The organism is Paraburkholderia sp. EG287B (assembly GCF_040965595.1).
In the GTDB taxonomy this organism is placed as follows: Bacteria; Pseudomonadota; Gammaproteobacteria; order Burkholderiales; family Burkholderiaceae; genus Paraburkholderia.
This window is the reverse complement of record NZ_JBFRCG010000006.1, coordinates 383,387-401,153: the sequence shown is the minus strand read 5'-3', so window position 1 is coordinate 401,153 and position 17,767 is coordinate 383,387. Positions and strand designations below refer to the sequence as shown.

Annotated in this window: 16 protein-coding genes; 7 read left to right on the top strand and 9 right to left on the bottom strand. The window is 66.0% G+C overall.

Annotated elements, in window-relative coordinates; genetic code table 11:
* The first annotated feature begins 68 nt into the window (after nucleotides 1–68).
* Nucleotides 69–251, top strand: coding sequence for a hypothetical protein (locus tag AB4Y40_RS13305; protein ID WP_368688064.1), 183 nt, complete (start codon nucleotides 69–71; stop codon nucleotides 249–251).
* 60 nt (nucleotides 252–311) lie between these two features.
* Here AB4Y40_RS13305 and AB4Y40_RS13300 read toward each other — a convergent pair whose 3' ends face one another.
* From AB4Y40_RS13300 to AB4Y40_RS13285, 4 genes are read right to left on the bottom strand one after another with little or no spacing between them, the layout of a single operon-like run.
* Nucleotides 312–464, bottom strand: coding sequence for a DUF6496 domain-containing protein (locus AB4Y40_RS13300; RefSeq protein ID WP_176732830.1), 153 nt, complete (start codon nucleotides 462–464; stop codon nucleotides 312–314).
* 60 nt (nucleotides 465–524) lie between these two features.
* On the bottom strand, nucleotides 525–2,186 hold the full coding sequence (locus AB4Y40_RS13295; protein ID WP_368688063.1) for a GMC family oxidoreductase: 1,662 nt from the start codon (nucleotides 2,184–2,186) through the stop codon (nucleotides 525–527).
* A complete protein-coding gene (locus tag AB4Y40_RS13290) occupies nucleotides 2,176–2,847 on the bottom strand; it encodes a gluconate 2-dehydrogenase subunit 3 family protein (RefSeq protein ID WP_368688062.1) in 672 nt (223 codons plus the stop codon). The genes AB4Y40_RS13295 and AB4Y40_RS13290 overlap by 11 nt, the downstream gene beginning before the upstream one ends.
* A complete protein-coding gene (locus AB4Y40_RS13285) occupies nucleotides 2,844–3,776 on the bottom strand; it encodes a hypothetical protein (RefSeq protein WP_368688061.1) in 933 nt (310 codons plus the stop codon). The genes AB4Y40_RS13290 and AB4Y40_RS13285 overlap by 4 nt, the downstream gene beginning before the upstream one ends.
* Nucleotides 3,777–3,927: 151 nt before the next feature.
* Here AB4Y40_RS13285 and AB4Y40_RS13280 point away from each other — a divergent pair, with 151 nt between their 5' ends.
* The 3 genes from AB4Y40_RS13280 to AB4Y40_RS13270 all read left to right on the top strand — a co-directional run bounded on the left by AB4Y40_RS13280 (nucleotide 3,928) and on the right by AB4Y40_RS13270 (nucleotide 9,701).
* Nucleotides 3,928–4,917, top strand: coding sequence for a chemotaxis protein CheB (locus tag AB4Y40_RS13280; protein ID WP_368688060.1), 990 nt, complete (start codon nucleotides 3,928–3,930; stop codon nucleotides 4,915–4,917).
* 76 nt (nucleotides 4,918–4,993) lie between these two features.
* The gene (locus AB4Y40_RS13275) at nucleotides 4,994–9,073 is read left to right on the top strand and encodes a CheR family methyltransferase (protein WP_368688059.1); all 4,080 of its coding nucleotides are present in this window, start codon (nucleotides 4,994–4,996) and stop codon (nucleotides 9,071–9,073) included.
* Nucleotides 9,074–9,107: 34 nt separating this feature from the next.
* A complete protein-coding gene (locus tag AB4Y40_RS13270) occupies nucleotides 9,108–9,701 on the top strand; it encodes a recombinase family protein (protein ID WP_368688058.1) in 594 nt (197 codons plus the stop codon).
* Here the strand turns inward: AB4Y40_RS13270 and AB4Y40_RS13265 are convergent.
* Entirely contained in the window at nucleotides 9,694–10,050 is a 357-nt protein-coding gene (locus AB4Y40_RS13265) for a hypothetical protein (RefSeq protein ID WP_324141858.1), read from the bottom strand. The genes AB4Y40_RS13270 and AB4Y40_RS13265 overlap by 8 nt on opposite strands.
* 280 nt (nucleotides 10,051–10,330) lie before the next feature.
* On the opposite strand from AB4Y40_RS13265, the gene hpnJ reads away from it, so the two are divergent.
* Both hpnJ and AB4Y40_RS13255 read left to right on the top strand, forming a co-directional pair.
* The gene (gene hpnJ, locus AB4Y40_RS13260) at nucleotides 10,331–11,752 is read left to right on the top strand and encodes a hopanoid biosynthesis associated radical SAM protein HpnJ (protein WP_368688057.1); all 1,422 of its coding nucleotides are present in this window, start codon (nucleotides 10,331–10,333) and stop codon (nucleotides 11,750–11,752) included.
* A 259-nt stretch (nucleotides 11,753–12,011) separates the two neighbouring features.
* Nucleotides 12,012–13,706 (top strand): ATP-binding protein, encoded by a 1,695-nt coding sequence (locus AB4Y40_RS13255; RefSeq protein ID WP_368688056.1) that lies wholly within the window; start codon nucleotides 12,012–12,014, stop codon nucleotides 13,704–13,706.
* On the opposite strand, the gene AB4Y40_RS13250 is transcribed toward AB4Y40_RS13255, so the two are convergent.
* From AB4Y40_RS13250 to AB4Y40_RS13235, 4 genes are all read right to left on the bottom strand, one after another.
* Nucleotides 13,703–13,858 carry a hypothetical protein gene (locus tag AB4Y40_RS13250; RefSeq protein WP_169739106.1) on the bottom strand — a complete coding sequence of 52 codons (156 nt, stop codon included), beginning with the start codon at nucleotides 13,856–13,858 and terminating at the stop codon, nucleotides 13,703–13,705. The two genes, AB4Y40_RS13255 and AB4Y40_RS13250, sit on opposite strands and share 4 nt — an antisense overlap.
* Before the next feature lie 355 nt (nucleotides 13,859–14,213).
* Nucleotides 14,214–14,474, bottom strand: a complete 261-nt coding sequence (locus AB4Y40_RS13245) for a DUF1488 domain-containing protein (protein ID WP_028204289.1) — start codon at nucleotides 14,472–14,474, stop codon at nucleotides 14,214–14,216.
* An 81-nt stretch (nucleotides 14,475–14,555) separates the two neighbouring features.
* A complete protein-coding gene (locus tag AB4Y40_RS13240; RefSeq protein WP_368688055.1) occupies nucleotides 14,556–14,816 on the bottom strand; it encodes a hypothetical protein in 261 nt (86 codons plus the stop codon).
* An 85-nt stretch (nucleotides 14,817–14,901) separates the two neighbouring features.
* A complete protein-coding gene (locus AB4Y40_RS13235) occupies nucleotides 14,902–16,158 on the bottom strand; it encodes an MFS transporter (RefSeq protein ID WP_368688054.1) in 1,257 nt (418 codons plus the stop codon).
* A gap of 157 nt (nucleotides 16,159–16,315) precedes the next feature.
* Between AB4Y40_RS13235 and sufB the strand changes: the two genes are divergently transcribed.
* Entirely contained in the window at nucleotides 16,316–17,764 is a 1,449-nt protein-coding gene (gene sufB, locus AB4Y40_RS13230) for a Fe-S cluster assembly protein SufB (RefSeq protein ID WP_342923286.1), read from the top strand.
* The last annotated feature ends 3 nt before the right edge of the window (nucleotides 17,765–17,767 follow it).

Below are 17,767 nucleotides of genomic sequence, written 5' to 3'. Positions count from 1 at the left end.
GCATACGCGCTGCGCGATCCCGGCATTCCCGCTACGCGCCTTTAGCGGCGCCTTCATGGAGATCGAGCATGCAAAGCCCTTACGACCTACCCCGTTTTCCTCGCGCCCAAGGGGTGCCGGCCACGCCGCCCAGAAAGAACGACCCCGGCCAGGGCGCGGAACCCGACGAGCGCGAGCCCGGCGCCCCGCAGGCGGAGCCGCACGAGTTGCCGGACCTGCCGGAGCCTGCCGAAGTTGGCGAGGATGGCTAACTAACCGGGCACGGAATCCGGCGCGCAATGAAAGACGCGCCGCATGCGCGGCGCGCCGGATCACTTCTGGTTCTTCTTTGGAATCTTCGCGCCAGACTTGCGCGCCTGATTCAGCGCAATGGCAACGGCCTGCTTCTGCGACTTGCCTTGCTTGACTTCCGTCTTGATGTTCTTCGAGATCGCTTCGCGAGTTTTTCCCTTGCTGAGTGGCATGGTGGCCTCCTTTTGAAAAACACCTGCGTCAACGCACAATGCGTGCCCGCGCGATGATCGTCAAAGCTCGCCGCGCGCGGCCAGCGCCCGGATGCGGTCGGCGGTGCGGCACGCAACGGCCTGAATGGTGAGCGACGGATTCACGCCGCCCACGGTCGGGAACACGGATCCGTCGCAGATCCACAAATTCGGGATGTCCCATGAGCGGCAGTCCGCATTCACGACGCTCGTTTGCGCGTCGCTGCCCATGCGCGCCGTGCCGTTCAGGTGGCAGGTGTCGTCGTCCTGGGTCCAGATGTCGCGCGCACCCGCCGCGGCGAGCGCGCGGCTCATATAGTCCAGCGCGTGGTTCACGAGCCGGCGGTCGTTCTCGCCCATCGACCAGGTGACGCGCGCCACGGGCAGGCCGAGCGCGTCTTTCTCGTCGGCGAGCGTCACGCGGTTGCGTTCCTGCGGCAGCGTCTCGCCCACCATCTTGAGGCCCGCCTGATGGTTGTACTTCGTCATCTCGCGCATGAGCGCTTCGCCCCACAGGCCGCGGCTCGTTTGCGTCGCCGCCCAGACGAGCGGCAGCGGACCCTGGCTCATGTAGCAATAGCCGCCGTGAAAGTCCTTGCCTGCGTCCTGATAGTTCCAGTGTTCGGTGAGCGCCAGCGAAGGCGGCCCCTTGTACCAGCGGATCTCGTCGTCGAATGCGCCCCACGCGGCCTGGTTCGTCTGCACCATGAGATTCTTGCCGACGAGTCCCGAGCGGTTCGCGAGACCCTCGGGAAAGCGTCCGTTCGCGGAGAGCAGCAGCAGGCGCGGCGTTTCGATCGCATAGCCCGCCACGACCACGTTGCGCGCGCGCTGGAAGTGCCAGCGCCCCTCGCGATGAAAATGCACGCCGGCGGCGCGTCCCAGCGCGTCGGTTTCGATGCGGCCCACCATCGCGAGATCGCGGATTTCCGCGCTCGCGCGCACGGCGCGTGGAATCCACGTGACGAGCGCGCTCTGCTTGGCGTTGGTCGAGCAGCCCGACACGCAAAAGCCGCGATAGACGCACTGGTGCGCGTCGCCGCGCGGCGCGGAGAGTGTCGCGAGCGGCGTGGGTGCCCACGGAATGCCGAGCGCCTCGCAGCCGCGCGCGAGCACGAGGCCCGCGCCGTTGATTTCATGCGCGCGATACGGATAGCGCGGGCGTTTGGGTCCCCACGGATAGTTCACCGGCCCGGAGATGCCGAGCGCCTGCTCGACTTCGGCGTAGTAGCGCCACATCTCGCGCCAGTCGAGCGGCCAGTCGGCGCCGTAGCCGAGTTTCGTGCGCGCTTGAAACCATTCGGGCCGAAAGCGCAGCGAGACCATGGCGAAGTGCACGGTGCTGCCGCCCACCGCACGGCCGCTATTGTTGCTGCCCAGTTGCAAGGGGTTCTCGCCGTCGCAGATGCGTTCGTCGGTCCAGTAGAGCTTGGCCTGGTGGGTCTCGTCGGAGGCGAATTCTTCCAGCGGCCGCCACCATGCGCCCGCGTCGAACGCGACCACGCGAAAGCCCGCCTCGGCGAGCCGGCAGGCGAGCGTCGCCCCCCCCGCGCCCGTTCCGACGATGGCGAAATCGACCGGGTCGTCGAGCGCGTATTCGCGCATGGTCATCCAGCCGCCGCGACGGAACACGTCGGGCGCGCGGCCGTGCTTGCCGCGCGGCGCTTCGTTGGCGTCGGTCAAGTTGGCGAGATCAGCGCACACGCTCGTTCTCCCTGCGTGCGGCCTCGTGTGCCGCGTCGCTCTCGTCGGCGGCTTCGACGGCTTCCCACGGATCGCGCCGGTTCGTATAAAGACGCACGTAGCCGCGCGGATTCGCCGGACCGCCAAAGCCCATCGCACTCCACGCGAGCGGGTGCGACCAGTAGGCGGCGCTCACATCGTGCAGCACGCGCTTCTTGAAGAACACGTCGCAAGGCATGGTGCGCCAGGCCCGGCTGCGCAGTTCGCCACGCTGCATGCGGGCGACCAGCGCGCGCCGCCGTTCGTCCTGCAACTGCGCGAAGTGCTCGCCGTAGGCCTTCTCGCTTTCCGCATCGAGGGCGGCGAGCCCCGTCTCCCACGCGGTGCGCAATGGCGGCAGGCGGGCGTCGCGAAAGCCGTCGCGGCGGTCGTCGAGCAGTTTGCCTTCCACGAGCGCGGCGACCGGCACGCGCGGGGCGGGCTCGCCGTGGGCGTTGCCGGGCTGCGGGACGATCGTGTCGCACAGCGCCACCAGCGTTTGCCAGTGCGACGGACCGAGATAGCGCGCCCGGTCCGGTGTGCTTACGCGCGCGTCGATCACCGCGCGCGTGGGGGCGTCCCACGAAGGCGTGTCGCGTTTGGCGAGCACGTCGTAGCCGGGATAGGTCGGCGTTCGGGTCATCGTTCGGTCTCCCGCATGCGTAACGCGGCGAGCCCGGCGAGCGCGAGCGCGCTGAAGGCGGGCGGCGCGGGCAGTGGCGGCCCCGCGAACAGGTTTTGCGACCAGTTGCGCCAGCCGCCCTGCGCGCGCGCCACGCCGTTCGCATGAAAGCCGAAGCCCGCAAAGCCGAGCGCCGCCGTGAGCCGCAGCCAGAAGCGCGCGAACACGCTCGCGCGGGCCGCATGGCGGGGTGGGGCCCACGCCGCATGCGCGAGCAGCGCGCTGCTCACGGGCACGATGGTCACGGGCGCATACATCGCCGGATGCTGGAATGCGCCGCGAAAATGCAGCAACGCCGCTTCGGCCGCCGTGCCGAGCAGCCCCGCGCCGGCCACCAGGGCGAGCGCCTTGCCCGCGGGCATGCCGAACAGCTGCGGGTCGTGCCCGGGCTCGTCCCGCAACTGCTCGGCGACCGCGCCCAGCACGCCGGAGAGCACCAGCGCGAAGGGCGCACCCGCCGGCGCGCCGTAAAAGGCGTTATGCCAGCTGAATCCGCCGGGCCGTTTCGTCACGTTGTAAAGATGGAAGGCGGTGCCCGTCACGCCGGTCGCGGCGCTGGTGAGCTGGATCGCGTGACGCAGCCGGTGCGAGGCGGCGCGCCGGTCTGCGCCGCCGTGCAGCGCCGCGGCGAGCGCGCAGAGCGCCACGGCGGGCGGCAGATACATCGCACGGTTTTCGAACGAGCCGCGATAGTGCTCCATGGCGCTGTCGGCCAGCACGGAGAGCGCGAGCAGCGCCGACCCATGATTGAAGCTGCGCGCCGCGGCCACGTGCTTGCCGCTCGCACGCGCGTGCGCCGATTCGCGTAGGTTGCGCGTGGACCAGATCGCGAGCGCGGCGCCCGCGGCGACGCTCGCGACGGCCGCGGCGGCGCGCGTGGATTGTGTCATCGACCTGCCCTCCGTCGAGTTTCGTCAGTCCCAGACGAAACAGCAAGGCAGATGCCGTGGCGCCCGCGCCCGTTCTCTGCCGCCCGTGCAGGCACGGCAATTGCGCCAAATGACTGATTAATCCCGATTCATCCGCCAGCCTGGACACAAATTGATCTACCGAGACTTCATCGCCATAGGCACATCGTCGGGCGGCGTCGATGCGCTTCGAAGTCTTGTGTCCGGGCTTCCGCCCGACTTGCAGGCGACGGTCGCGATCGTGCTCCACGTGGGCAGCCACTACAGCCATCTGCCGTCGCTGCTCAGCAGCGCGGGCCCGCTGCGCGCGGTCCATGCCGAGGACGGCGAAACCTGGTCGCCGGGCCGGATTTACGTGGCGCCCCCCGACCAGCACATGATCGTGGAGGGCTCGCGCCTGCGTCTCGTGCACGCTGCGAAGGAGAACTTTGCCCGCCCGGCCATCGACCCGCTGTTTCGCAGCGTGGCCTCGGAACTCGGGCCGCGCGGCATCGGCGTGATCCTCACGGGCCTGCTCGACGACGGCGCGGCCGGCCTCGAGGCCATCCAGGCCTGTGGCGGCACCGGGATCGTCCAGGACCCGTCCGACGCCTTCGCCAGCGAGATGCCACTCAACGCCGCGCCTTTTGCCGACTACATCCTGCCGATCGCGGGCATGGCCCACCGGCTCGTGGAGTTGACGGGCCGCGTGCCGCCCGCGACGGCCGACGAAATCCTCGCGAGGCGCCGCACCGCCGAACTCATCAGCACGGAGCAGCGCGCGTGGCGCGAGGGCAACGGACTGGCCGGCGATCTGAACCGCATCGGCAGGCCTTCGACGTTCACCTGTCCCGAGTGCAACGGCACGCTCTGGCGCCTCGACTACTCGCGTCTGCTGCGCTACCGCTGCCACACGGGCCACGCCTATACGGCGGCCTCGCTCAACCGGGGCCGCAGCCGCGACGTGGAGCGGGCGCTGCGCGACGCGCTGCGGGCGCTGCGCGAGCGCGAATCGATGAGCCGTGCCCAGAGCGAGCACTACCGGCAGTGCGGCGACCGCGATGCGCAACAGCGGGAGGACGAAACCGCGCGGCGCGCGGGCGATGCGGCAGGACTATTGCAGTCGATGCTCCTGGAGGGATAATGTCGGCGCAGCACCCGCGGCCTGAGGGACGAGCGAGTGCGAACGCGATTCATTCCAACTTCAGGACCTGGCAACCATGCCGAAACGTCGTGGCCATGTGCCCCGCAGCCAGACCAATTACCCGATCGTCGGTATCGGCGCATCGGCGGGCGGCCTTAGTGCACTGCTGGCCTTCTTCGAATCCCTGCCCTCCCACACCTCGATGGCGTTCGTGGTGGTCGTCCATCTCGCGCCCGACCACGAAAGCAGTATGGCCGCGCTGCTGCGCAAGGCGACCAGCATGCCCGTGACGGAGGTGACGAGCCCGACGCCCATCGAGCCCGACCACGTGTACGTCATCACCCCGTCACTCGATCTGGCGATGGTGGACGACTATCTGCGCGTGTCCCCCAGTCAGCCTCAGGAGGGCCGCCGCGCGGCGATCGACGTGTTCTTCCGCACGCTCGCTGAAACGCATCGCGAGCGCGCCATCGGCATCGTGCTCTCGGGCGCGGGCTCGGACGGCTCCGCCGGCCTCTCGCGCGTCAAGGAAATGGGCGGCATCACGTTTGCCCAGGATCCCTCGGAGGCGGAATACGACAGCATGCCGCGCAGCGCCATCGCCACCGGCATGGTCGACTTCGTCATCACGGCGGCGGAGATGCCGCAGCGGCTGATGGACCTCTGGTCGACGACGAAGGAAATTCAACTGCCCGTCGCCGAAACCGAAGAGCGGCGCGAAGAGCATATCAACGAGGCGGCCGAGCGGGCGCTGCGCGAGATCATGATCATCCTGCGCACGCGCACGGCGCACGATTTCCGCCACTACAAGCGCGCCACGGTCCTGCGCCGCATCGAACGGCGCTTGCAGGTCAACGGCATCACCGACCTGCAGGCGTATCGCGACCATCTGCATCTGCATCCCGAGGAAACCCAGGCGCTGCTGCAGGACATGCTCATCAGCGTCACCAACTTCTTCCGCGACAAGGAAGCGTTCGACGTGCTCGAGCGCGAAGTCCTGCCGCAATTGTTCGAAGGGCGTGGCGAACAGGACCGCATCCGCGTGTGGTCGGTGGGCTGCGCCACGGGCGAGGAGGCCTATTCGCTGGCGATGCTGCTCCAGGAGCGCTCGCTCAAGTCGACGGAAGGCACCTCGTTCCAGGTCTTCGCGACCGACATCGACGAACGCGCGATTTCGTTCGCGCGCACGGGTCTCTTTCCCGACTCGATCCTCGCCGACGTCACGCCGGCACGCGTGCGCCAGTTCTTCTCCAAGGACGCCGCGCATTATCGTGTGAAGAAAGAACTGCGCGAGCACATGCTGTTCGCGCATCACAACGTGCTGAGCGATCCGCCGTTTTCGCGCCTCGACCTGATCTGCTGCCGCAACCTGCTGATCTATCTGGACCGCGAAGCGCAGATCGAAATCCTCAAGATGTTCCACTTCGCGCTGCGCCCGGGCGGCGTACTGTTCCTCGGCAGCTCCGAGTCGGCGGACAGCGTGAGTTCGATGTTCACGGTGGTGGACAAGCGCAACCGCATTTACCGCGCGAACATGGCGGTGCGCGGCGACACGCCCGTGCCCGTGGCGATTTCCGGCACGATGAACGCGCGGCCCGTGGTCGCGACCGTGCAGCCGCCGGGGCGCCGCCGCTTTTCGTTCGGCGACCTGCACCAGCGCCTCGTCGAACAGTACGCGCCGCCTAGCGTGCTGGTGAGCCGCGATTCGGAAATCGTGCATCTGTCCGACCGCGCGGGCCGCTTCCTCCAGTATTCGGGCGGCGAGCCTTCGCACAACATCGTTGCCGCCGTGCGCCCGGAATTGCGGCTCGAGCTGCGCACCGCGATCTACCAGGCGCTGCACACGAACCGCAGCGTCGAGGCGCGGCGCGTGCGTCTGGAGCGCGACGGGCGCTCGTATTTCGTCAACATGACGGCGCGGCCGGTGCACGACCCCGAGGCCAACGCCGACTTCGTGCTGGTGCTCTTCGACGAAGTCGAAGACAGCATGAGCGGGGCGGAAACGGTTTCCGTGGACGTGCAGAAGGACCCGATCATCACGCAGCTCGAACGCGAACTGCAGCGCACCAAGGAGCAGCTGCAGTCGACCATCGAGCAGTCCGAAACCTCGACGGAAGAACTGAAGGCGTCCAACGAGGAGTTGCAGGCGATCAACGAGGAATTGCGCTCGGCGACCGAGGAACTCGAAACCAGCAAGGAAGAGCTGCAGTCGATCAACGAGGAGCTCACCACCGTCAACGCGGAGCTGAAGTCGAAGGTCGAAGAGACCAGCAAGATCAACGACGACTTGCAGAACCTGATCGCCGCGAACGATATCGGCACGATCTTCGTCGACCGCAACATCTGCATCAAGCGCTACACGCCGCGCGCGACCGACGTGTTCAGCATCATTCCCTCGGATATCGGCCGCTCGCTGCTCGACATCACGCACCGGCTCGAATACGACAAGCTCGCCGACGACGCCGCCGAAGCCTTCGACTCGCTGCGCCTGATCGAGCGCGAACTGAAGAGCAACGACGGGCGCTGGTATCTCGCGCGCTTCGTGCCGTACCGCACGACCGAAGACCGTATCGACGGCGCGGTGCTCTCGTTCATCGACATCACCGGGCGCCGCCAGGCCGAAGACCAGTTGCGCGAAGGCGAGCGGCGCATGCGCATCGTCGCCGAGGGCACGAAGGACTACGCGATCATCACGTTCGACGACGAAGGCTACATCACGAGCTGGAACGCGGGCGCGGAGCGCATTTTCGGTTATACGGAGGCCGAAATGATCGGCCAGTCCGCCGATCTGCTCTCGACCGAAGAAGACCGCGTGAACAAGGTCGCCGACCGCGAGTTCGCGCTCGCGCGCCAGCATGGCCGCACCGACGAAGAGCGCTGGCACCTGCGCAAGGACGGCACGCGCTTTTTCGCGAGCGGCGTGCTTTCGCGCCTCGATGAAGCCGGCGTGAGCGGCTTTGCCAAGATCGCGCGCGACCTGGGCGAACTCGTGCCCGCGGACGCGGACCTGCGCGAGACCACGCTCGAACAGGTGCGCGACGCCGGCGAGCGCGACGGACAGCGGCGCCAGGACGAGTTTCTCGCCGTGGTGTCACACGAACTCAAGCATCCGCTCAATCTGATCTCGGCGAGCGCGGAACTCATTGCGCGGGCGCCGGAAACGCGCCAGAGCCTGAACCTCACGCGCGCCGCGGACACGATCCGGCGCACCGTGGTCGGCCAGGCGCAGATCATCGACGACCTGCTGGACATTTCGCGCGTGCGTACCGGCAAGCTCTCGGTCATGCGTTCGGCGGTGGACATGCGCGAGATCGTGCAGCGCGTTTGCCACGCCGTGCAGTTCGAGGCGCAGCAGCGCGGCATTGTGCTGAACGTCTCGATCAGCCAGACGCCGGTGATTCTGCATGCCGATTTCACGCGCATCGAGCAGATTGTCTGGAACCTCATCAGCAATGCGATGAAGTTCACCAATCGCGGTTCGGTGGACGTCTTGCTCGACGTCGCCGAAGACGAAGCCGTGCTGCGCGTGAAGGACACCGGCACCGGCATCGAACCGGCGCTCCTGCCGCATATCTTCGACATGTACAAGCAAAGCCGCCAGTCCGCCGCGCGGCGCTCGGGTCTCGGCATTGGTCTTGCGCTCGTGCGGGAACTCGTGACGATCCACGGCGGCAGCGTGCGCGCGGAGTCGCAAGGCCTCGGGCGCGGCGCGACGTTCACGGTGACGCTGCCGATGCAGCGTTCGTTCGCGCATGCGGAAAGCCGCGACGGCGCGGCCATCGCGTCGCTGCAGGGGCTCCGTATCCTGATGGTCGACGACGACACCACCACAGTCGAAACGTTCAAGCTGCTGCTGGAAAGCGAGGGTGCGAAGGTGCAGACGGCCACGAGCGGCGAGGAAGCGCTGACGCTGCTCAACGGCACTGCGCCGGATCTCGTGCTCTCCGATCTCGGCATGCCGGGCATGGACGGATACGAGTTCATCGGCAAGCTGCGTTCGCAGCCCGCGCTCGAATCGGTGATCTGCATCGCGCTGAGCGGCTTTGGCCAGGAGGCCGATGTCGAGCAGTCCGAGCAGGCGGGTTTCGACGCGCACCTCAAGAAGCCGGTGATGCTCGAAGACCTGCTGGCGACTTTCGCGCACTTGCGACGCTAGTTCGCGCGCCTCCGGGCGAGTACGGGAGCCACGTGTGCAACGGACGTTTTTCTACATCAACGGCGCAAGCGACGGCGAGTTTCCCGAGCGGGAACTGATCCAGCTCGACAAGGCGGGCTACACGGTGGCGCTCAGCCGCGTGGCCATGGACGCGGTGGCGCCGTATGTGGCCGCCGCCGAACGGCCCGCGTTGACGAGACTGCTCGGACGCATCGATCCCGAGGACGAACTCGTGGTTCTGCAGCTTTCCGCCCTGGGCTGCAACGCGCGCGACGTGCTCGCCACGCTGCTCAACTGCCGCAAGGGAAAGATTGGCGTGCGCTGTGTCGAACTGGGCGGCGTCGATCTCACGGGGCGCCCCGAGCCGCAAGCGGTCAAGATGCTGCGCGCGGTGGTGCGCATGGAGGCGGCCACCCGCAGCGAACGCAGCCGCAACGGCCTCAAGGCCGCGCAGCGCAGCGGGCGCCCCACGGGCAGGCCCGCCTCGCTCTCGGCGCACGACCGCGCGCGCGTGATGAGTTCGCTGGGCAGCGGGCTCTCGGTGAGCGAGGTGGCGCGGCGCTTCGGCACTTCGCGGCAGACGGTCCTGCGCATACGCGCCGCCGCGGGAACACCGGATCTCACGTAACCAGCGTATAAGGGTCGGCTTCCAGCGCGACGCCCGCCCCGCGTATCACCTGCATGTAAGCGAACGTGTCACCCACTGCCGCGCTCGCTTGCTCCGCGAGACTGCGCACATCGGCCGATTTTTCGGCGCTCGCCATCATGGATTCGAGCACGGCGGAATCCGCGAAGCCGTGCGCGGCCGCTGCACTGAGCACCGCATCGAGGATACGCCGGGCCGCCGCTCGGGCATCGACCGATGCGAGCGGGGCACGGTAGGCGAGAAAGCCTGCCATCAGCAGAAAGTCCGCTGGGCTGATACGGTGGCCATTGCCAACCGGCACGCCTTCCGGCATGTCGTGATATCGCGACATACATCGCCTCCCGGTTTGGAGCGCTGTGAATGCTGCTGCGGATGCCAGAAAAATATAGTACAGAAAGCATCGCTCATGCCGACGAATGCGGGGTTCTACTGTGTTCGACCGGCGGCGGCCTTGTTAAGTGGGGCTTTCGATAAGCGGGTACAGACGTTTTTTCGACGTGCCGCGGCAGCAAGTCGTAGTATTCTTGACCCGGGCAAAGCCGCCATCCAGCAAAAGTGTCATGTTTTTGTAGGCTTCGAGACAAATTCACGATTTTTCTCCGAGGGCATTCATGAAAACGCTGTTTCTGCAGGCACCTTCGTATGAAGGCTTCGATGGCGGCGCGGGCTCGCGCTTCCAGACGAAGCGCGAAATCCGTTCGTTCTGGTATCCCACGTGGCTCGTTCAGCCCGCCGCGCTGGTCGAAGGCAGCCGCGTGGTGGATGCCCCCGCAGACGACCTGACGCTCGAAGCGACCCTGGATATTGCACAGGAATACGAACTCATTATCATTCACACGAGTTCGCCCTCGTTCCAGAGCGACATCCAGTTCGCCGAGCACCTGAAGCGGCGCAAGAGCACGATTCTCATCGGCATGATCGGCGCCAAGGTGGCGGTCGATCCGCATGGTTCGCTGACCGCGAGCAATGCGCTCGATTTCGTGTGCCGCGAAGAATTCGACTTCACGTGTCTCGAGATCTCCCAGGGGCGGCCGTTCGACTCGATCCTGGGCCTGAGCTATCGGCTGCCCGACGGCGGCATCATGCACAACGACGCCCGGCCGATCCTCGAAGACATGGATCAGCTTCCCTTCGTCTCGCCGATCTACAAGCGCGACCTCACGCCCGAGCATTATTTCAGCGGCTATCTCAAGCATCCGTATCTCTCGCTCTACACGGGGCGCGGCTGCAAGTCCCGCTGCACCTTCTGTCTCTGGCCGCATACGGTGGGGGGCCATCGCTATCGCACGCGCTCGGTCGAGCACGTGCTGGAAGAGGTGAAATGGATTCGGGACAACATGCCCGAAATCAAGGAGATCATGTTCGACGACGACACGTTCACGGATCTCAGGCCGCGCGCCGAAGAGATCGCGCGCGGGCTGGGCAAGCTGGGCGTGACGTGGTCGTGCAATGCCAAGGCGAACGTGCCGTACTCGACGCTCAAGGTGATGAAGGACAACGGCTTGCGTCTGTTGCTCGTGGGCTTCGAATCCGGCGACGATCAGATTCTCGTCAACGTCAAGAAGGGTGTGCGCACGGACTTCGCGCGCCAGTTCAGCGAGGACTGCCGCAAGCTCGGCATCAAGATTCACGGGACCTTCATCCTCGGCCTGCCGGGCGAGACGCATGAAACGATCCAGAAGACCATTCAGTACGCGAAAGAGATCAATCCCCATACCATTCAGGTCTCGCTCGCCGCGCCTTATCCCGGCACGGTGCTGCATAAGCAGGCGGTCGAAAACGGCTGGCTGAACGATACCAAGGTCATCACACTCATCAATTCGGCCGGCACCCAGGCCTCGACGATCGGCTATCCGCACCTGTCGCGCGAAGAGATCTACCTTGGCGTCGAGGAGTTCTACAAGCGCTTCTATTTCCGGCCGTCGAAGATCTGGGAAATTGTCCGCGAGATGCTGGTGAGCTGGGAAATGATGAAGCGGCGCCTGCAGGAGGGCGCAGAGTTCTTCAAATATCTCCGCGCGCGCAAGGTCTGAAGCCGCCGGCGTCCCCTTCAGGGGAAACGCCCGGCATTTCCGGGCGTTTCCCTTGTCACTCGTCTGGCACAGTCCCCGTCTTTTTTCGTCGGCAGAATTGCGCGCAAGTCGCGCTGCGGCGTGCAGCACGCGCCTGACCGAAATGCTGTCATTACGAACGACCTGCGGCAATTAACATTCTTTCCGGCGGTGCATAAAATGGCTCAGCCCTATTACGTACGCCATAAATAGCTTCATCGGGCCACCGGAGGAGACCGCAATGGCACCGGAAGGCAGGTCGCCCGCCATCGCCGACATCGATGCGCGGCCGTCTCGCGCGCCCGACCATGCGCGCGAGAATCAGGCGCTGCTCGCTCTGGTCACCGCGCAACTGGACTCGCGCGAAGTGTTGTTGCAGAGGATTGCTGACTTTGCGATGCGTCTGTGCTGCGCGCAATCGGCCGGCATCAGTTTGCTGGAACACGAAGGCGAAGAGCGCTACTTTCGCTGGCACAGCGTGGCCGGCAAGTTCGCGAACCTGTGCGGCACCCGAATCCACTGGAACGACTGTCCGTGCGCCGTCGTGCTCGAAGCCGGCAAGCCGCTGCTTTTCACCGCGCTGAGCGACGACTTCCCGGTTCTCGCCCCCGCATGCGCCGTCGTGCAGGAGGCGCTCATCCTGCCCATCGTTTCGAAAGAGCGGCAACTGGGTGCGATCTGGGCCGCCTCGCTCGAAGAACGTTCGCGCTTCACCCGCGAAGACCAGCGCGTGCTCAGCGAGTTTGCCGCCGTGGCCGGCTCGGCGCTCGATTTGGTCGAGGCGCGCGACCATAGCCGCATGCAGACGCAGCGCTATTCGGAAGTGATCGCCGTGCTCGCGCACGAGTTCCGCAACCCGCTCGCGCCGCTCGAAAACGCGTTCCAGGCGCTCCAGATGATCTGCGAAGACCGCGCGCCGCAGCGCGAATACTTCGCGGTTGCGCAGCGCCAGATCGCGCAGCTCAAACGTCTGATGGACGAACTGCAGGATGCCTCGCGCCTCGACCATGACAAGCTGAGCGTCGACCCCACCGATGCGTCGTTGAACGAAATCCTCGCCGACGCGCTCGCCTCCATTCGCGAGCGTGCGCAGGCGCGCAGGCATAGGCTGAGCGTGCATCCGCTTGCCGGCGACCTGCGGCTGTTCGCCGACCCGACGCGGCTCACGCAGGTGATCGTGAACCTGCTGTCCAATGCCGTGCGCTATACGCCCGACGGTGGCGAGATCGCGCTCGTCGTCGAACACAAGGACACGGGCGACGCACGCTGCGTCGAGATTTCGATTCGCGACAACGGCATCGGGATCGACCCGGCCGTGCTCTCGCGCATTTTCGAGCCGTTTGCGCAATTCGCGGGCAAGAGTGCGCGGCTGGAAGGGGGGCTCGGCATCGGGCTTCCCATCGCGCAGCGGCTCGCGCAGCTGCATGGCGGCGAGATTCTCGTGACGAGCGAGGGGATCGGGCGCGGCACGCTGGCGCGTCTCTCGATTCCCGTGCGAACCGGCAGCGCCGAAGCCCTCAAGCCGCTCGCCGCCGTGCTGGCGGGCAACGGCCCGGCGCGCGTGCTCATCGTCGACGACAATGCCGACGCGTGTTTCGCACTCGGCGCGTTGCTCGAGCTGGAAGGGCATGAAGTCAGAACGGCCGGCGACGGCACGAGCGCACTGACTGTGCTGAGGCAATGGAAGCCACATCTCGCGCTCGTCGATATCGGCATGCCGGGCATGAACGGCTACGAGCTGGCGGAGCGCATGCGCGCCATGCCGGATCACGCCGACGTGATGCTGGTCGCGCTGAGCGGCCATGTTTCGGACGGTGATCGGGCGGCCGCGCTGGCGGCCGGCTTCCATGCGCATCTCGCGAAGCCCGCCGATATCGGACGGCTGCGCGCGATGCTCGCGACGTGCGCGCAAGACGCCTGGCGCGAGGCCGGCTAGCGCAGGTGCGAAGAGCGGATGCCGTTGTGATGGTGGAGATTGCGCAACAGGCTTGCGCGGCGCCGTTCGCGGCGATAGTGCGCGATCACGGCCGTGGCCGCGATGACCAATACCATGACGCCGATGGCGGTTCCCCACTGCAGTGCGTCCATGTCTGCCTCCTTGTCACGTCAGGGCCGTCGCGTCGAGGCGAACGGGTTCAAGCGTAGTGTGGCTGGCAGGGTGCGTTCCGCGGCAAGCGCCGGGGGAAACAACGCGACGCACACGAAAGGGTGGCGCTGGTCGCGGACGCAAGAAAAGATTAGCCGATTGCGATGTGCAATTGAACCGCGCGGGTATGTACGGATGCCGGCCATTGTGGACACTTCGGCTTCGCCAGACTGGCACTCGGACGAGCGCTCTTGAGTTCTTTGGGGAAGTATCGAGGCCTCCCTGGAGCAGGCCACTCTGGCTGACGATTCGAACCCGGTTGCGGTTGCGGTTGCGATTGCGCTTGCGTCGGCGCGCTTACTCCAGATCGCGCGTTTCGAGCTCCACGGACTGGCCCCCGTTTTTCTCCAGCGCGTGCCGCGCGGCCAGTTCGATGCTTGGGCGGTTCGCCTCGAAGGCGCTCAATAGCGCATGCGCCGACGTGCCGGTGTTGCCGAAGCGGTCGTTCAGCGCGTCGAGCGACACGCTGCACCATACCGGGCGGTTGTCCACGTTGGCTTCGAACGCGACGCGTGCGGCAGCCACAGCGTGGCGGCGACTCGTGAATTCGATTCTCATCTTGGTCCTCCGTGAGTTCTATCGTTTAAGGGTAGAGCCTGGTGCAGCCAATGGTGAGTTCTTTTTGCGCTTCTTTTTGCGCTACTTGGCCTGAGCGTCGCTGGCGGGGTCGCTGCGCATCATCTTGTCGTGGGTGGCGGGCCCCTTGGGTTTTTTCACAGGCATGTTGTCGGGGTTGGTGGGGTTCGATCCGCTTGCCGTGCCAGGCACGGCTGCCGGCGGCTTCACCATCGGCGGCGCAGGGGGATGAGCGGGAGTTTGGGTCTGTGCGTTGACCGACAGCGAGGCGACGAGCGCCACACAGGCGATCGCGCCCCAGACGGGAACATGCAGTGGCTTCATGGCTTCTCCATTGGCATTCTTCGTCATGTGCCGGCAGGGTGTCGCGAATCGCATGCCTGCTCGCGTGCACTCGCGGCCATCGTCGTCAGTGAAACAACGCCGATGTGTCGACGTCGGCGAGTTGTTCCAGTTCGTCGCGGCGCGTGTCGCACGACCGGCGGATGGTCGCGCCCTGCGTGACCCAGATGGCCAGCGCGACGACGGCGAGGCTGCCGAGCGCGAGAAACGCCGCTGGATAGCCGAAGCGGTTGGCGAGCCACCCGCCCAGCAGCGGACTCAGGCAGCCGCCCGCGGCCTGCACCGCAAGCACGGCGCCCTGACCGAGATTTACGCGGCCGCTGCCATGCAGCAAATGCACCACGAGCGCGGGGATGGCGACGCTCTGCAAACCGGAGCCGAGTCCGTCGAAGACCTGCACGGGCAGGATGCCCCACGGCGACGCCAGCCACGCGGCGAATACGCCGCGCAGCGGCAGTGTGAAGAGCGTCGCGAGAATGACCCACCAGAAGCCCCAGCGGCGAATGATGCGGCTTGCGAAGACCGCGGCCGTGAGCATCACGACCTGCGAGATGATGATGTTGGCGGCGGTGATCTGGTTGGCGTCGCCGTGATGCGCCGCCGCGACGGCAAGACTGTAGAGCGGCAGCATGGCGGAATTGCCGAGGCTGAACGCCGCGAGCGACGCGGCGAGCAGCAGCAGCGGGCGGCAGTGCAACAGCATGCGCATGCGCTCGGCGCGCACCTGCGAACGATCTTTTGCGTCGTCGTGCACGAGGCCGCGCGCGTAGTGCCGGTGCACCGAACGCGCGGGAATGAGCAGCACGGACGCGATGCACGCGAGACCGAATGCCGCGCCCAGCACGAACACGTAGGCAATGCCGAGCCACCATCCGAGCGCGCCGGACAACGCCGCGGCGATGATGTTGCCGGCATGGTTCGCGACCTGGTTGCGTCCGTATTGCCGGTCGAAGTTCTTGCGGCCGACCATGCCGAGCGTCAATCCCGTCAACGCGGGGCCCATCACCGAACCCCCGACGGCTGTGGCGATCTGCGAAAACGCGATCGGCCAGTAGCCGTGCGAGAGCCAGATGACGCAAGCGGCCACGATGGTCAACAGGCTGGCGCCGACCACCACCGCGCGGCGGTGATAAACGGCGTCGACGAGCGCGCCGCCGGGCACCGTCGCGAGTGTGCCGACCACCGCGCCCAGGGTCAGCACGGTGCCGATCGTTTCGGGCGTCCAGCCATGCGCCTGCAGATAGATGCCGAGAAAGGGGCCCGCACCCGCCTGCACGTCCGCGGCGAAGAAACTGACGGCCAGTAGTGGAAGGGTCGGCTTCACGCGGATGCGTTGTCATTTCTCTCTTGCGAGAAGGGTCTTCCGCATCGGGCGTGCCTGCTGCGCGCGTCATGCGCTGCGGTTAAACCCCGGCCATGCCAGGGTTTTGCCAGGGGTTCTAGAATGAGGTCATGAGTGTAAAGGAGACCGTAATAACGTCATGGATACACAAGCGAAAACATTCGAGGAATTGCTGCGGCGGGAATATCGGCACGGGTTCGTTTCGGACGTGCAGTCGGACACGTTGCCGCGTGGTTTGTCCGAGGACGTGATCCGTCTCATCTCGGCGCGCAAGCAGGAGCCGGACTTCATGCTCGAATGGCGGCTCGCCGCCTACCGGCATTGGCTCACGATGACCGAGCCGCATTGGGCGAGCATCGAACACCCGCCCATCGACTTCCAGGACATCGCCTACTACTCGGCGCCGCACACGCAGGCGAACCGTCCGAAGAGCCTCGCCGAGGTCGATCCGGAACTCCTGCGCACCTACGAAAAGCTCGGCGTGCCGCTGCAGGAGCGCGAGATGCTCGCGGGCGTGGCCGTGGATGCGGTATTCGACAGCGTCTCCGTCGCCACGACGTTCCGCCGGCAGCTGGGCGAGCTTGGCATCGTCTTCTGCTCGTTCTCGGAAGCGGTGCGCGACCATCCGGACCTCGTGCGCCAGTATCTCGGCTCGGTCGTGCCGTACACCGACAACTTCTTTGCCACGCTCAACTCGGCCGTCTTCAGCGACGGCTCGTTCTGCTATATCCCGCCGGGCGTGCGCTGCCCGATGGAGTTATCCACCTACTTCCGCATCAACGCGCGCAACACGGGCCAGTTCGAGCGCACGCTCATCGTGGCCGACAAGGGCGCCTACGTGAGCTACCTGGAAGGCTGCACCGCGCCGATGCGCGACGAAAACCAGCTGCACGCCGCCGTGGTGGAACTCGTCGCACTGGAAGGCGCGCAAATCCGCTACTCGACGGTGCAGAACTGGTATCCGGGCGACGCGCAGGGGCGCGGCGGCATTTACAACTTCGTGACGAAGCGCGGCGACTGCCGCGAGGCCAACGCGAGGATTTCGTGGACCCAGGTCGAAACCGGCTCCGCCATTACGTGGAAGTATCCGAGCGTGATCCTGCAGGGCGACAACTCGATCGGCGAGTTTTATTCGGCGGCGCTCACCAACCACTATCAGCAGGCCGATACCGGTACGAAGATGGTGCATATCGGGCGCAATACGCGCAGCACGATTCTCTCCAAGGGGATCTCGGCCGGCCGCGGCAAGAACGCCTATCGCGGGCTCGTGAAAATGGCGCGCTCGGCCGAGAACGCGCGCAACTACACCCAGTGCGATTCGCTGCTGCTCGGCGACCGCTGCAGCGCCTTCACGTTTCCGTATATCGAGGTGAAGAACCCGAGCGGGAAAGTCGAACACGAAGCGTCCACGTCGCGGATCGGCGAAGACCAGTTGTTCTATTGCCGGCAGCGCGGGCTCAGTGAGGAGGACGCGGTGTCGATGATCGTCAACGGTTTTTGCAAGGACGTGCTCAAGGAACTGCCGATGGAATTCGCCGTGGAAGCGCAGAAGCTGCTGGGCGTGAGTTTGGAAGGCAGCGTAGGTTGAGAG

Coding starts and splice junctions, on each gene's coding strand:
- AB4Y40_RS13305 (WP_368688064.1), top strand. CDS start 69: ATGCAAAGCCCTTACGACCTACCCCGTTTTCCTCGCGCCCAAGGGGTG.
- AB4Y40_RS13300 (WP_176732830.1), bottom strand. CDS start 464: ATGCCACTCAGCAAGGGAAAAACTCGCGAAGCGATCTCGAAGAACATC.
- AB4Y40_RS13290 (WP_368688062.1), bottom strand. CDS start 2,847: ATGACCCGAACGCCGACCTATCCCGGCTACGACGTGCTCGCCAAACGC.
- AB4Y40_RS13285 (WP_368688061.1), bottom strand. CDS start 3,776: ATGACACAATCCACGCGCGCCGCCGCGGCCGTCGCGAGCGTCGCCGCG.
- AB4Y40_RS13275 (WP_368688059.1), top strand. CDS start 4,994: ATGCCGAAACGTCGTGGCCATGTGCCCCGCAGCCAGACCAATTACCCG.
- AB4Y40_RS13265 (WP_324141858.1), bottom strand. CDS start 10,050: ATGTCGCGATATCACGACATGCCGGAAGGCGTGCCGGTTGGCAATGGC.
- hpnJ (WP_368688057.1), top strand. CDS start 10,331: ATGAAAACGCTGTTTCTGCAGGCACCTTCGTATGAAGGCTTCGATGGC.
- AB4Y40_RS13255 (WP_368688056.1), top strand. CDS start 12,012: ATGGCACCGGAAGGCAGGTCGCCCGCCATCGCCGACATCGATGCGCGG.
- AB4Y40_RS13250 (WP_169739106.1), bottom strand. CDS start 13,858: ATGGACGCACTGCAGTGGGGAACCGCCATCGGCGTCATGGTATTGGTC.
- AB4Y40_RS13245 (WP_028204289.1), bottom strand. CDS start 14,474: ATGAGAATCGAATTCACGAGTCGCCGCCACGCTGTGGCTGCCGCACGC.
- AB4Y40_RS13240 (WP_368688055.1), bottom strand. CDS start 14,816: ATGAAGCCACTGCATGTTCCCGTCTGGGGCGCGATCGCCTGTGTGGCG.
- sufB (WP_342923286.1), top strand. CDS start 16,316: ATGGATACACAAGCGAAAACATTCGAGGAATTGCTGCGGCGGGAATAT.